Annotated in this window: 13 protein-coding genes; all 13 read left to right on the plus strand. The window is 51.9% G+C overall.

Annotation, left to right across the window (positions count from 1 at the left end):
• Positions 1-2,754, plus strand: a 2,754-nt coding sequence (gene rpoB / locus HY879_01495; protein MBI5602009.1) for a DNA-directed RNA polymerase subunit beta, incomplete at its 5' end; no start/stop codon positions are given.
• A gap of 119 nt (positions 2,755-2,873) precedes the next feature.
• A complete protein-coding gene (gene rpoC, locus HY879_01500; protein ID MBI5602010.1) occupies positions 2,874-6,974 on the plus strand; it encodes a DNA-directed RNA polymerase subunit beta' in 4,101 nt (1,366 codons plus the stop codon).
• A gap of 72 nt (positions 6,975-7,046) precedes the next feature.
• Positions 7,047-7,418 (plus strand): 30S ribosomal protein S12, encoded by a 372-nt coding sequence (locus HY879_01505; GenBank protein ID MBI5602011.1) that lies wholly within the window; start codon positions 7,047-7,049, stop codon positions 7,416-7,418.
• A 106-nt stretch (positions 7,419-7,524) separates the two neighbouring features.
• Complete coding sequence (rpsG, locus tag HY879_01510; GenBank protein ID MBI5602012.1) at positions 7,525-7,995, plus strand: 30S ribosomal protein S7; 471 nt, start codon at positions 7,525-7,527, stop codon at positions 7,993-7,995.
• 44 nt (positions 7,996-8,039) lie between these two features.
• Positions 8,040-10,118: an elongation factor G gene (fusA, locus tag HY879_01515; protein MBI5602013.1), complete on the plus strand. Its 2,079-nt coding sequence runs from the start codon at positions 8,040-8,042 to the stop codon at positions 10,116-10,118.
• A gap of 21 nt (positions 10,119-10,139) precedes the next feature.
• A complete protein-coding gene (tuf, locus tag HY879_01520; protein ID MBI5602014.1) occupies positions 10,140-11,339 on the plus strand; it encodes an elongation factor Tu in 1,200 nt (399 codons plus the stop codon).
• A gap of 114 nt (positions 11,340-11,453) precedes the next feature.
• On the plus strand, positions 11,454-11,762 hold the full coding sequence (gene rpsJ, locus HY879_01525) for a 30S ribosomal protein S10 (protein MBI5602015.1): 309 nt from the start codon (positions 11,454-11,456) through the stop codon (positions 11,760-11,762).
• A 10-nt stretch (positions 11,763-11,772) separates the two neighbouring features.
• Positions 11,773-12,390 (plus strand): 50S ribosomal protein L3, encoded by a 618-nt coding sequence (rplC, locus tag HY879_01530; GenBank protein ID MBI5602016.1) that lies wholly within the window; start codon positions 11,773-11,775, stop codon positions 12,388-12,390.
• 129 nt (positions 12,391-12,519) lie between these two features.
• Positions 12,520-13,143, plus strand: a complete 624-nt coding sequence (rplD, locus tag HY879_01535) for a 50S ribosomal protein L4 (GenBank protein MBI5602017.1) — start codon at positions 12,520-12,522, stop codon at positions 13,141-13,143.
• The gene (locus tag HY879_01540; protein ID MBI5602018.1) at positions 13,140-13,421 is read left to right on the plus strand and encodes a 50S ribosomal protein L23; all 282 of its coding nucleotides are present in this window, start codon (positions 13,140-13,142) and stop codon (positions 13,419-13,421) included. The genes rplD and HY879_01540 overlap by 4 nt, the downstream gene beginning before the upstream one ends.
• Positions 13,422-13,457: 36 nt before the next feature.
• Positions 13,458-14,285, plus strand: coding sequence for a 50S ribosomal protein L2 (gene rplB / locus HY879_01545; protein ID MBI5602019.1), 828 nt, complete (start codon positions 13,458-13,460; stop codon positions 14,283-14,285).
• A 159-nt stretch (positions 14,286-14,444) separates the two neighbouring features.
• Entirely contained in the window at positions 14,445-14,735 is a 291-nt protein-coding gene (gene rpsS / locus HY879_01550; GenBank protein MBI5602020.1) for a 30S ribosomal protein S19, read from the plus strand.
• Between the two features lie 14 nt (positions 14,736-14,749).
• Positions 14,750-15,079 (plus strand): 50S ribosomal protein L22, encoded by a 330-nt coding sequence (gene rplV / locus HY879_01555; protein MBI5602021.1) that lies wholly within the window; start codon positions 14,750-14,752, stop codon positions 15,077-15,079.
• Positions 15,080-15,222: the final 143 nt, after the last annotated feature.

Consider the following 15,222-nt stretch of genomic DNA (forward strand, 5'->3'; position numbering starts at 1 on the left):
GTAGGGGAACTCCTGGAAAACCAATACCGGATCGGCCTGGTGCGGATGGAGCGTACCATCAAGGAACGGATGACCTTGCAGGAAATTGAAACCTTGATGCCCCATGATTTGATCAATCCCAAACCGGTGGCGGCGGTAGTCAAAGAATTTTTCGGGACCAGCCAGCTCTCGCAGTTCATGGATCAAACCAACCCCCTTTCTGAAATCACCCACAAGAGACGGCTTTCCGCCCTGGGACCAGGCGGGTTGACCCGGGAGCGGGCCGGATTTGAGGTCCGGGATGTCCATCCTACCCATTATGGGCGGATTTGTCCCATAGAAACCCCGGAAGGTCCTAATATCGGGTTGATCGTCTCCTTGAGTACCTTTGCCCGGGTCAATGAGTTCGGGTTTATTGAAACCCCTTACCGGACCGTCCAGGACGGGGTCGTTTCCCGGGAAGTCAATTTCTTGAGTGCCATGGATGAAAAAGATCTCAACATCGCCCAGGCCAGCGTCATGTTGGATCGATCAGGAAAGATACTGGATTCCAGCGTTTCCGCCCGGCGGGACGGGGAATTTATCATGGTCAATCAGGAAGAAGAAGCGATTCACTTGATGGACGTATCACCGAATCAATTAGTCAGCGTAGCCGCTTCTTTGATCCCTTTCCTCGAGAATGATGATGCCAACCGGGCTCTGATGGGCTCCAATATGCAGCGCCAGGCCGTTCCTTTGTTAGCCTGCCGGGCCCCGATCATCGGCACCGGCATTGAAGAGGTGGTGGCCCGGGACTCGGGAGTCACCGTAGTGGCCAAACGGGACGGGATCGTTGAAGACGTGGATGCCGATCGTATTGTGGTCCGGTATCTCTCAGACAAAGAATCCGAAAAGGCCTTAGGCGCTGATGTCGAAATTTACAAGCTGACCAAGTTCCTGCGCTCCAATCAAAATACCTGTTTTAACCAGAAACCCATCGTCCGTAAAGGCGACTTTGTAGGCAAGGGGCAGGTTATTGCCGATGGGCCGTCCACGGAACGGGGGGAATTGGCCCTGGGGCGGAATGTCACGGTGGCCTTTATGTCCTGGGGAGGGTATAATTTTGAAGATTCGATCCTGGTGGGGGAGCATTTGGTCAAAGATGATGTCTTTACCTCCATCCATATTGAAGAGTTTGAACTGATTGCCCGGGATACCAAACTGGGCCGGGAAGAGATTACCCGGGATATTCCCAATCTGGGTGATGAATCCTTAAAGAATCTGGATGAAAGCGGGATTATCCGTATCGGAGCCGAAGTGAAGCCCGGGGATATCCTGGTAGGCAAGATCACTCCCAAAGGGGAGACCCAGCTTTCTCCCGAAGAAAAATTACTTCGGGCCATTTTTGGAGAGAAGGCCGGAGATGTCAAGGATACCTCCTTAAGGGTCCCGCCGGGGATCGAGGGGATCGTGATCGATGCCAATGTTTTTTCCCGGAAAGGCGTAGAACGGGACAGCCGGTCCAGGGCCATTGAAGAAGAAGAGATCTCCCGGATTATGAAAGACCAGAACGATGAAATCCAGATCGTGCAGAGAGAGGCCTTGCTGCGATTGAAAGGGATATTGACGGGAAAAGTCTCTGCCGGAACCATTAAAGAGGATCGAAGCGGAAAAATTTTGATATCCAGGGGTGAGAAATTTACCTCCGATCGACTATCCAAAATCCCGGTCAAAAAATGGAAGGAACTTTCAGCGGCCAAGGGAAAAGAACTGAAAGAAGATGTGGACCAGATTATTAAAGATTACCAGGAACAGGTCAGTCTGATCAAAGAGAGCTTTGAAGGGCGGATCGTCAAATTAAAAAGGGGGGATGAATTGCCTCCGGGCGTCGTCAAGATGGTCAAAGTCTATGTGACCGTGAAACGGAAGCTTTCAGTGGGCGACAAGATGGCCGGCCGTCACGGGAATAAGGGGGTCGTCTCCCGGATCCTGCCTACCGAAGATATGCCCTATTTCGCGGACGGCACCCCGGTTGATATCGTCCTCAATCCCCTGGGAGTCCCTTCGAGGATGAATGTGGGGCAGGTCATGGAGACCCATCTGGGCTGGGTATCGCAGGAATTAGGGAAAAAAGTGGCCGAGTTGCTCAAGACCCTGGGAAGGGATGGGGAAACCCGACGCTTTTTGCGAAAAATATATGATTCCAAAAAAGTGGAAGAGTATATAGACGGTCTCTCCGAAGAGAATCTGCCGGTATTGGCCGCCCAGTTTGATGAAGGGGTCCATATGTCCACACCGGTCTTTGATGGAGCCGACGAAGAGGATATCCAAAAATTATTAAAACTGGCCGGGCTGCCGGAAACGGGGCAATCCGTTCTCTATGACGGCCGGACCGGACAAGCCTTTGACCGGCCGGTGACGGTCGGGGTCATGTATATGCTGAAACTACATCACCTGGTAGATGACAAAATCCATGCCCGTTCCATCGGCCCTTATTCGCTGGTCACCCAGCAGCCCTTGGGGGGCAAGGCCCAATTCGGAGGGCAGCGCCTGGGTGAAATGGAGGTCTGGGCCATGGAGGCCTACGGGGCCGCTTTTACCTTGCAGGAGTTTTTAACGGTAAAATCGGATGATGTGGTGGGCCGGACCCGAATGTATGAGAAGATCGTCAAGGGCGATAATATTCTGGAAGCCGGTTTGCCCGAGTCCTTCAATGTTTTGGTTAAGGAATTACAGAGCCTGGGTCTTAATGTGGAACTCCTGGAAGGAGAACCGTCCCAGGAAGGACATCACTGATACAAAAAGGTACAAAGTTTAAGGTGTTAACTGTGACGGGTGACGAGTGACGAGATTATTTTTCCCACGCTACCCGTCACACATCACAATCTTTGAATCCTTTGTTTAAGGAGTAGACTTTGGAAGATTTATTCAGTTATTTTGCCAAGCCAAAAGACCCGTTGAATTTTTATGCGGTAAAAATTTCTCTGGCCTCACCGGAGAAGATCCGGGAATGGTCCCACGGGGAAGTCAAAAAACCGGAAACCATCAATTACCGGACCTTTAAGCCCGAACGGGATGGGCTCTTCTGTGCCAAAATATTCGGTCCCACCAAGGACTATGAGTGTAATTGCGGAAAATACAAACGCATGAAACACCGGGGCGTGGTCTGTGAAAAATGCGGGGTCGAGGTGATCCAATCCAAAGTCCGCCGGGAACGGATGGGGCATATTGAACTGGCCAGTCCGGTGGCCCACATCTGGTTTCTGAAGAGTCTCCCAAGCAAAATCGGGACCCTCCTGGATCTTACCCTGAAAGAATTGGAAAAGGTTCTTTATTTTGAGGCCTATATCGTCTTAGAGTCCAAGGAACCCTCTTTGCCGGTTCGAAGCCTGTTTTCCGAAGAGCGTTTCCGCCAGATCAAGGAAGAATTCGGGGATCGGGTGGTGGCCGGGATTGGGGCTGAAGCTATCCAACTCCTTCTGAAAAATCTGGATCTGGAGGCCGAATCCATAACCTTGCGGGAAGAAGCCCAAAAAACCCATTCCGAGGCGAAAAAGAAAAAGTATATCAAGAGATTCAAGGTCGTTGATGCCTTCAAGGATTCAGGAAACCGTCCCGAATGGATGGTTATGAATGTCATCCCGGTTTTACCCCCGGACTTGAGACCTCTGGTCCCTTTGGATGGTGGCCGGTTTGCCACTTCCGATCTGAATGACCTTTATCGAAGGGTCATCAACCGGAATAATCGTCTCAAGCGGCTCCTGGAACTCAATGCCCCGGATATCATTATCCGGAACGAGAAACGGATGCTTCAGGAGGCCGTAGACGTCCTTTTTGATAATGGGAGAAGGGGTAAGGTCATCACCGGGACCAACAAACGACCTTTGAAGTCCTTAAGCGATATGCTGAAAGGAAAGCAAGGGCGGTTCCGACAAAACCTTTTAGGGAAGCGGGTCGATTATTCCGGGAGGTCGGTGATCGTCGTCGGACCGAATCTGCGCCTGCACCAGTGCGGATTGCCTAAAAAGATGGCCCTGGAATTATTTAAGCCCTTTATCTATCAGCGACTGGAAGAGAAGGGTTATGTCACGACCATTAAAACAGCCAAAAAGATGGTAGAGAAGGAAACCCCGGAGGTTTGGGATACCCTGGATGAAGTGGTCCGCGAATACCCGGTATTGCTCAACCGGGCGCCGACCTTGCATCGCCTGGGCATCCAGGCCTTTGAACCGATTCTGGTGGAGGGGAAGGCCATCCAACTGCATCCCCTGGTCTGTACGGCCTTTAACGCCGATTTTGACGGTGACCAGATGGCCGTCCACATTCCTTTGTCCATCCAAGCCCAGATCGAGGCCCGGGTCTTGATGATGTCCACCAACAATATCCTTTCACCGGCCAATGGAGAACCGATCATCGTCCCCTCCCAGGACATCATTCTGGGGCTGTATTATATGACCCGGGACCGGATGTTTGCCAAAGGAAACGGCAAGATATTTTATGGGCCCGAGGAAGTACGCATCTCCTATGACGCCGGTGAGGTGGAACTGCAGGCCCGGATCAAGGTCCGTTTAAACGGACAGTTGGTGGATACCACAGTGGGAAGGATGCTTTTAGGGGAAGTATTGCCCCCTATGATCCCTTTTGACCGTATCAACCGGGTAATGACCAAAAAAGAGGTTCGAAAACTAATCGATGAATGTTATCGAAAGGCCGGTATCAAGCAAACCGTTCTCTTGGCCGACCGTTTAAAAGATGTCGGTTACCATTATGCCACCTTGTCGGGGATTTCGATTTCCGTCTCGGATATGAAGATCCCTCCTCAAAAAAAGGAGATCCTCAGAAAGGCCGAAGAAGAGGTACGTAAAGTCGAGAAACAATATACCGACGGCCTGATTACCGATGGAGAGAAATATAATAAACTGGTCGATATCTGGGCCAGGGCCAGTGAAGACGTGGCCCAGAAGATGATGCAGGTTATGGGCTCGGAAGTGTCGATCGGTCCGGACCATAAGGAACTCCAGGTCCCCAGTTTCAACCCTATTTTTATGATGACCGATTCCGGGGCCCGGGGGAGCAAGGACCAGATGAGGCAGTTGGCCGGAATGCGTGGTTTGATGGCCAAACCTTCGGGGGAGATCATTGAGACGCCGATTCGGGCCAATTTCCGCGAAGGATTAAGCGTCCTGGAGTATTTTATTTCCACCCATGGGGCCAGGAAGGGGTTGGCCGATACGGCCCTTAAAACAGCCAATTCAGGATACCTGACCCGGCGGCTGGTGGATGTCTCCCAGGATGTCATCATCAATGAAATAGATTGCGGAACCATCGATGGGATTTTTGTCGAATCCCTTCGGGAGGCCGGAGAGGTGATCCAGCCTATCGGGGAACGCGTTTTGGGCCGGGTGACCCTGGAAGATATCAGGGATCCTTTTACCGATGAGGTCTTGGTGCCGGGAGGCAGCGAAATCGATGAAGCGGCAGTGGAACGGATTGAAGATGCCGGCATTGAGAAGGTCCTGATCCGGTCGGTTTTGACCTGTCAAAGCGCCCGGGGGGTTTGTGCCAAATGTTATGGCCGGGATCTGGCTTACGGGAAACAGGTCAATATCGGTGAGGCCATCGGTATTATCGCCGCCCAGTCCATCGGGGAACCGGGGACCCAGTTGACCATGCGGACCTTCCATATCGGTGGTGTGGCCAGCAAACGGGGTGAACAGACCACCCTGCATTCCAGGACCGAAGGCAAGGCCCAATTTGTCCAGCTCCATACCGTCCAGAATCGCGACGGAGACCTGGTCGTTATGAACCGGAATGGACAAATTTGTGTCCTGGATGAAAAGAATCGGGAGCGGGAGCGCTATCCCCTTATTTATGGGACTTTACTTAAGGTCAAAGACCATCAAATGATCAAGGCCGGGACCTTGCTGGCCAATTGGGACCCCTTTACCATCCCGATTATTACCGCCGTTTCCGGGAGGGTCAAATTCGGGGATATCACCGAAGGGGCGACCATGGAGGAACGGCGGGACGTGGTTACCGGGAAATCCAGCCGGGTCATTGTCGAATATCGGGATGCCGAGGTCCGGCCACGCATTTCCATTAAAGACGAGAGCGGGAAAACAGCCCGGCTGCCGGATACCAATTCCTTTTCCCGGTATCTCCTGCCTATCGGGGCCATTATCATGGTCTCGGAAGGGGATCCGGTGCTGGCCGGCGATGTGATCGCCAAGATCCCCAGAGAAACCACCAAGACCAAGGATATTACCGGCGGTCTGCCCAGGGTGGCCGAACTCTTTGAGGTGCGTAAACCCAAAGAACATGCCGTGATCACCGAAATCGACGGGGTGGTTTCTTTCGGGAAACATACCAAGGGGAAAAGGAAGGTCATCATTACCCCTGAGGTGGGTGATGCCAAAGAATACCTGATCCCCAAAGGCAAACATGTCAGCGTTCAGGAAGGGGATGTCATTCTGGCCGGCGAACCCTTAATGGATGGTTCGGCCAATCCCCATGATATCCTGAGCGTCAGCGGGATTAAGGAATTAGCCAAATATCTGGTCAATGAAGTCCAGGAGGTTTATCGACTTCAAGGGGTCAAGATCAATGATAAGCATATCGAGGTAATCGTCCGGCAGATGCTCCGGAAAGTACGAATCAAAGACCCCGGAGACACGGATTATATGGTGGGAGACCAGGTGGAGCGACAGGTCTTTACCCAAAGGAACCAGGAGATCATAGCCAGGGGGGCCAGACCGGCCCAGGCCGAAGCGGTGCTCCAGGGCATTACCAAAGCCTCTCTATCGACCGACAGCTTTATCTCGGCCGCTTCTTTCCAGGAAACTACCAAGGTTCTAACCGATACCTGTATCGCCGGGGAGAAGGATTTCCTGAGAGGGCTTAAAGAAAATGTCATCATGGGACGTTTGATCCCGGCCGGGTCGGGCATGCCCGTTTATCGTAAGATCCTTTTGCCTCAAATTGAAGAAGGCTCCGAAAAAAAGATTGACAATTCATGAAAAACAGTTTATATATTTTGATTTTTAGATTTCAGGTGTTTAGACCCTATATAAAAAACGAGCAGGAGTTTTATGGCCACCATTAATCAGTTGATTCGCCAGGGCAGGGAAAAAGTCAAGAAGAAGAATACGGCACCGGCTTTAAAAGGATGTCCCCAAAAGCGGGGGGTGTGCATTCGTGTTTATACCTCGACCCCTAAAAAGCCCAATTCGGCCCTTCGGAAAGTGGCCCGGGTACGTCTCACCAATGGTATGGAGGTGACGACCTATATCCCGGGGATCGGACATAATCTGCAGGAACACTCCGTGGTTTTAATTCGAGGGGGGCGGGTTAAGGACCTGCCGGGCGTTCGGTATCATATTATTCGAGGCACCCTGGACTCCATCGGAGTGGCGGATCGGAAAAACAGCCGATCCAAATACGGGGCCAAGCGACCCAAATAATAATATTCGATTCCGTATTTCGGTTTGCGGAATGCGGAATGGTTGAAGAAAAAAGCATCAGAATAATCCATCTGCTGATCATTATAAAAATAAAAAAGAGGTCGGAATGCCGAGGAAAAGAGAAGTCATACACCGGGGAATCTTGCCTGATCCCAAACATCACAGTCCGCTGGTGGCCAAGTTCGTCAATTCTTTGATGCGCCAGGGGAAAAAGAGTACCGCGGAGTCAATCCTTTATCGCTCCCTGGATTTGATTGCCAAGAAGACCGAAGAAGAGCCGATCAAGATATTCGAAAAGGCTATCGATAATGTCAAGCCGGTGATTGAGGTCAAATCCCGAAGGGTGGGGGGCTCTACCTATCAGGTTCCGGTAGAAGTCCGATCCGGCCGGAGGCTTTCTTTGAGCATCCGGTGGGTCATCAATTACGCCAAGGCCCGCTCTGAAAAGACCATGGAAGGCAAACTGGCCGGGGAGTTGTTGGACGCGGCCAATAATCGAGGATCGGCCATCAAAAAGAAAGAAGATACCCATAAGATGGCTGAGGCCAACAAGGCCTTTGCCCACTACCGCTGGTAACCGGTGACGCAGGGTATGTTTGAAAAGGGAAACGGAGTCATTTTTTGTCTGAAAAGGTTTCATTATCACGGATTCGGAATATAGGGATTATGGCCCATATAGACGCCGGAAAAACCACCACGACTGAAAGGATCCTTTACTATACCGGGGTCTCTTATAAGATGGGGGAGGTTCACGATGGGTCGGCCGTTATGGACTGGATGGAGCAGGAACAGGAACGGGGGATTACGATCACTTCGGCCGCGACGACCTGTTTCTGGAAGGATCATCGGATCAATATCATCGATACGCCGGGCCATGTGGATTTCACTATCGAGGTCGAACGGAGCCTCCGGGTCCTGGATGGGGCCATAGCGGTTTTTGACGCCGTGGCCGGTGTGGAGCCTCAATCCGAAACGGTCTGGCGGCAAGCCGATCGCTATAAGATTCCGAGACTGGCCTTTATCAACAAAATGGATCGGGTCGGGGCCGATCACGAACGCTGTTTAAAAATGATCGAAGAACGGTTGGGGGCCAATCCGGTGTTTGTACAGTGGCCCCTGGGCAAAGAGGAATCCTTCCAGGGTATTGTGGATCTGATCGATCAGAAGGCCTATTCTTTCAATGAGGCCAGCCTGGGAAAGACCCTGGAATCCGAGCCTGTCCCGGAGGCCTTGAAAGAAATAGTGGCCCTCCATCGGCAAAAGTTGATTGAAGCCCTGGCCGATACTGATGACGCGATTATGGAAGCCTATCTGGCCGGCGAAGACGTTCCGGAAAAAACGATCGTCCAGGCCTTACGTCGGGCTACCATCGATCAGAAGGTGGTCCCCGTCTTCTGCGGCTCGGCCTTTAAGAATAAAGGGGTCCAGCCACTCCTGGACGCCATTATCCGCTATCTGCCGGCCCCAACCGATGTTCCCCCTATTGAGGGGAAAACCCCTTCCGGTGAAATAGAAGAACGACAGGCCGACGAAGACGCCCCTTTTACCGGTCTGGCCTTCAAACTCATGTCTGATCCCTATGTGGGCCATTTGACCTTTTTGAGGGTCTACTCCGGCCGTCTGGCTTCCGGCGACAGTGTTCTGAATGTCAATAAGGGCAGGAAGGAAAAGATCGGCCGCCTGCTGAAAATGCATGCCAATCAGCGGGAAGAGATTAAAGAGACGCAGGCCGGAGACATTGTGGCCATCGTGGGTCTGAAAAATACGACCACCGGCGACAGCCTTTGCGACCTTCAGGCCCCTCTTTTGCTGGAATCGGTCGATATCCCCGAGACGGTCATCTCCATAGCTATTGAACCGAAAAGCAAGGCCGACTTGGACAAATTGGGCTTGTCCCTGCAACGGGTTGCCGCCGAAGACCCTTCCTTTAAGGTCCATACCGACGAGGAGACCGGACAAACCATCATCTCCGGCATGGGGGAATTGCATCTGGAGATTATTGTCGACCGACTGACCCGGGAGTTCCATGTCGGCGCCCATATCGGAAAACCCCAGGTGGCGTATAAAGAGACGATTACCCGGGAAGTCAAGGCCGAGGGGAAGTATATCCGGCAGAGCGGCGGGCGGGGGCAATACGGCCATGTTTGGCTTGAAGTCTATCCCCGGGAAGCCGGAGCCGGTTTTTTGTTTGAAAATAAGATTGTCGGGGGTGCGATCCCCAAGGAATATATCCCGGCCGTGGAAAAAGGAATCATTGAGGCCATGGAAGGTGGCGGACTGGCCGGATACCCTATGGTGGATATCGGGGTCAGACTGGTGGACGGCACCTTTCATGAGGTCGATTCCTCGGAACGGGCTTTTCTATTCGCCGGATCCATCGCCTTTAAAGAAGCGGCGGCCAAGGCCAAGGCCGTCTTACTGGAACCAATCATGGAAGTGGAAATCGTGACTCCCGAAGAATTTATCGGAGAAGTCATGGGGGATTTGAATTCCCGCAGGGGGAAGATCTTAGGTTTGGAGAGCCGGGGAAAGGCCCGCATCGTGCGGGGTCAGGCCCCGATGGCCGAAATGTTCGGCTATGCCACCAATATACGATCCTTAACCCAGGGCCGAGCCACATTTACCCTTCAGTTTTCCCAGTATCAGAAGGTTCCTCAATCCGTTTTCGAATCTCTTATTAAAGATAAAAAAAGGATTTAATTTAACCAAGGGGAGGCGGAGATGTCGAAGAAGAAATTTGAGCGGACGAAGCCGCATGTGAATGTAGGGACGATAGGGCATATAGATCATGGGAAGACGACGTTGACGGCGGCGATCACGTTATGTTTATCGAAGAGCGGGATGGCGAATTATGTACCGTTTGATCAGATAGACAAGGCGCCGGAGGAGAAGGAGCGGGGGATCACGATAGCGACGGCGCATGTGGAGTACGAGACGAAGAACCGGCATTATGCGCATGTGGATTGTCCTGGGCATGCGGACTATATCAAGAACATGATCACGGGTGCGGCGCAGATGGACGGAGCGATTCTGGTTGTGGGGGCCGATGATGGTCCGATGCCGCAGACGAGGGAGCATATATTACTGGCCCGGCAGGTTGGGGTGCCGTATGTGGTGGTATTTTTGAACAAGGTGGACATGGTGGATGATCCGGAGCTGATCGAGTTGGTGGAATTGGAGCTCCGGGAGTTGTTGACGAAATATGAATTTCCCGGGGACGATCTACCGATCGTCAAGGGATCGGCCTTGAAGGCCCTGGAATGCGGCTGCGGGAAAGAGGAGTGTAACAACTGCAAGCCCATCCTGGAATTGATGGATGCGGTGGACAAGTTTATACCGGAGCCGGTGCGGGATATCGAGAAGCCGTTTTTGATGCCGGTGGAGGATGTATTCAGCATCTCGGGCCGTGGGACGGTGGTGACGGGCCGGGTGGAACGGGGGCAGATCAAGGTCGGGGAAGAAGTGGAGATTATCGGGATCAGGCCGACGGCCAAGACGATCTGTACCGGGGTGGAGATGTTTCGCAAAACGTTGGACCAGGGACAGGCCGGGGACAACGTGGGGCTGTTGCTGCGGGGTACGAAACGGGATGACGTGGAGCGGGGTCAGGTAGTGGCCAAACCCGGGAGCATCACGCCGCATACCAAGTTTAAGGCCGAGGCCTATATATTGGCCAAGGAAGAAGGGGGCCGGCACACGCCGTTTTTTAATGGATATCGGCCGCAGTTTTATTTTCGGACGACGGATGTGACGGGAGTGACGACCCTACCGGAAGGGGTGGAGATGGTGATGCCCGGGGACAATGTATCGGTGGAGGTGTCTCTAATCACCCCGATTGCCATGGAGAAGGAACTTCGTTTTGCCATCCGGGAAGGGGGCCGAACGGTCGGCGCCGGCGTTATCTCCGAGATTCTCGAATAATAAAGAATTCAGAATTCAGAAGCCAGAATTCAGAATGAAAAAACCGGGGGAGAAGAATCCTTCTGGATTCTGACTCCTGGCTCCTGGATACTTAAATAATGAGGAAGTCTTATGATGACCAGCCAAAAAATACGGATCCAACTCAGGGCTTTTGACCATAAACTATTGGACCAATCAGCGGTCGAGATTGTGGAAACAGCCCGAAGGACCGGGGCGCGGGTGGCGGGGCCGATTCCCTTGCCGACCATGATACAGAAATTTTGTGTTCTGAGGTCCCCCCATGTGGACAAAAAATCCAGGGAACAATTTGAAGTCCGGACCCATAAACGCTTATTGGATATCTTAGAACCTACCCAGGCCACCGTTGATGCTTTAATGAAGCTGGATCTGTCGGCCGGGGTGGATGTCGAGATAAAATTATAAGGGAAAGCTCATGATGCAAGGGATCTTAGGAAAAAAGTTGGGAATGACCCGTATGTTTTTCGAAGAGGGGAAATCGGTAGCCGTGACGGTCATTGAGGCCGGACCCTGTGTGGTGATCCAGAAAAAAGGAGACAAACCTCAGGGCGCGGTCTATCAATTAGGATTTGTCCCGGCCAAACCCAAAGCGGTCAATAAGCCCCAGGGAGGGCATTTTAAAAAGAAAGGGCTTAACCCCTTGACCCATCTTAAGGAATTTCAGGCCTCGGGCGACAATCCCTATCAGGTGGGTGACGAAGTCCGGGTCGACATCTTTCAAATCGGGGAAAAGGTTAAGGTCAGCGGGACCAGCAAAGGGAAAGGCTTCGCCGGTGTGGTCAAGCGTTGGGGCTTTTCGGGCGGTAAGGATACCCATGGGTGTACCTCCCATCGGGTCCCCGGCTCCATCGGCTCCAGTGCCTACCCTTCCCGGGTCATGAAAGGCAAAAAGATGCCCGGTCAGATGGGGAATCGCCAGGTGAGCATATTAGACCTTTCGATTGTAGATATACGACCGGAACAAAATTTACTGATTGTCAAAGGGGCCGTGCCCGGGTGCCGTAATAACCTGGTGGCCATTTATAAACAATGACCGATCGGATTTTGGAATGCGGATTTCGGAATGCGGATTGCAACAACCCCGTTTTCATGCTTCGTGGTCTCCCAGGGGGGCATGAAGGATTAACAAGAAATTTAATTTAAAAGCCTTAAGGAAAAAAGTATGCCGACCGTAACTGTGTATAACCTCTCCGGGGAAAAGGTGGAAGAACTTTTTCTAAAGGACGAGATCTTTAACCGAGAGGTCAATCCCCATATATTCCATCATATCGTCTCGGTCTGTCAAACCAATCAGAGGGCCGGAACTTCCTCAACCAAGGGGCGGTCCGAGGTCCGTGGGGGCGGCAAGAAACCCCATCGTCAAAAAGGGACCGGCCGGGCCAGACAGGGCAGCAGGACTTCCCCGTTGATGCGAAAGGGGGGGATTGTTTTCGGGCCAAAACCTCGGACCTATGAGATGAAGGTTAATAAAAAAGTTAAGAAATTGGCTCTGAAAATGGCCTTGTCTTCCAAATGGCAGGGCGAACAACTGACGGTCCTGGACCATTTCCAACTGGAAGAAATCAAGACCAAAAAATTCCATCAGGTCATGGATGCCCTGCATTTAAAAAAGACCTTGATCATTACCGATCAGGAAAACCTGAACTTGGAAAAATCGGCCCGAAATGTGAATGGGGTGAAGGTCCTCCGGGCCAAGGGAATGAACGTCTATGATCTGTTACGCTATGAGCACCTGGTCCTGCTTAAACCCAGTATTCCGATCATTGAGGAGGCCTTAGGCCAATGAAAGATATGTTTCAAATTATAAAAAGGCCCTTGTTAACGGAAAAGAGCACCCGCAAGAAAGAAGCGTTTAACGAGGTAGCCTTTGAGGTGGACCGTCGGGCCAATCGTTCGGAGGTCAAGATGGCCGTTCAGACCCTGTTCAAGGTTAAGGTGGAACGGGTCAATCTCCTGCAACAGGAAGGCAAGAAAAAGCGCATCGGGAAGAAGGTCGGACGAACCGCAGACTGGAAGAAGGCCTTGGTCCGGCTGGCGCCGGGAGAAGCCATTGAGAATTTATAATAGCGATGACCAGGACCTTGGTAAGGGAGAATAGATATGGCCATTAGAACATGCACGCCTACCTCGGCAGGCAGGCGCTTTCAGACTTTTGATACCTTCGATGAAATCACCGGCGGGACGCCTGTGCGGGGTTTGATCGAACCCTTGCCGCGGACCGGCGGGAGAAATAATAACGGCCGCATTACCAGTCGGCATCAGGGGGGCGGGCATAAACGCCAATATCGCCGGATTGATTTTAAACGGGAAAAAATAGACATCCCGGCCAAAGTGGCCGGAATAGAATACGATCCCAATCGCTCCACCCGGATCGCCTTACTGCATTATGTCGATGGTGAAAAGCGCTATATCCTGGCCCCCAATCATCTCCGGGTGGGGGATCGGGTGATCAGCAGTGTCCGGGCCGATATTAAGCCCGGCAACGCTTTGCCCATCGCCAATATCCCTCTGGGTACGACTATCCACAATATCGAATTAAGGCCTGGTTGCGGCGGGCAAATGGCGCGTAGCGCCGGGACCTATGCCCAATTGATGGCCAAAGAAGACAAATACGGGCAAATCAAGCTCCCCTCCGGCGAAGTGCGCAAGGTTTTACTGACCTGCCGGGCGACCATCGGACAGTGCGGCCATCTTTTGCATGAAAGGATCACCCTGGGAAAGGCCGGCCGGAGCCGGTGGCTGGGTAAAAGACCCAAAGTGCGCGGGGTAGCTATGAATCCGGTGGATCATCCCCATGGGGGGGGAGAGGGCAAATCCTCCGGGGGCCGTCATCCGGTAACCCCTTGGGGGGTACCGACCAAAGGATTCAAGACCCGGAAGAAAAAGGCGAGTGATCGCCTGATCGTTAAAAAGAGAAAAACACAATAACCAATTGCGGATTGTGGATTGCGGATTGCGGAATAACAGGGATAAGGCCGCAATCGCCGATCTAAAATCCGCCATGCGAATAAACGAATTTGGATTGGGGAATGAAAATTGGATTCCGAAATCCGAAATCCGAAATCCGCAATTGAATGGGGGGTATAGGTGGCACGTTCATTAAAAAAAGGGCCTTATGTCGATGGACCTTTATTGAAAAAAGTTGAGGAATCCCAGGAGGCCAAGAGCCGAAAAGTGATTAAAACCTGGTCCAGACGTTCAACCATCCTGCCCGAATTTGTGGGCCTGACCTTCGCGGTCCATAACGGGAAAAAATTTATACCGGTTTATGTTACCGAAAATATGGTTGGGCACAAATTGGGTGAGTTCTCTCCCACCAGGACATTTTATTCCCATTCCGGAGACAAAAAGACTGCGGTTAAAGGAAAATCCAAGTAGGAAAGGGTAAATCCATGGAAACAAAAGCCCAGGCCAAATATATCCGGATAGCGCCTCGTAAGGTCCAGGTGATCATACCGACCATCAAAGGGAAAAAAGTGGAAGAAGCCATTTCCATTCTGCAGTTTATGCCCAAAAAAAGTGCCCGGATCCTTCAAAAGGTTTTGCACTCAGCAGTAGCCAATGCCGAACAGAATAAAGTCGATATCGATACCCTGGTAGTCAAAACGGTTCTGGTCGATAGCGGTCCGACTCTAAAACGCTTTATGCCGAGAGCCATGGGGCGGGCAACCCCCATATTAAAAAGGACCAGCCATATTACAGTTTTTTTAGCAGAAGTTTAAGGACAAGGAGGTCGGTTTGGGACAAAAGACACATCCAAAAGGATTCCGGTTGGTTTTAAACAAGGACTGGAATTCCAGGTGGTTTGCTGATAAAGAATTCGCACAGTTGATTCAGGAAGACAAGAAAATCCGTGATTTTCTGA

This window comes from Deltaproteobacteria bacterium (assembly GCA_016219225.1).
In the GTDB taxonomy this organism is placed as follows: Bacteria; Desulfobacterota; RBG-13-43-22; order RBG-13-43-22; family RBG-13-43-22; genus RBG-13-43-22.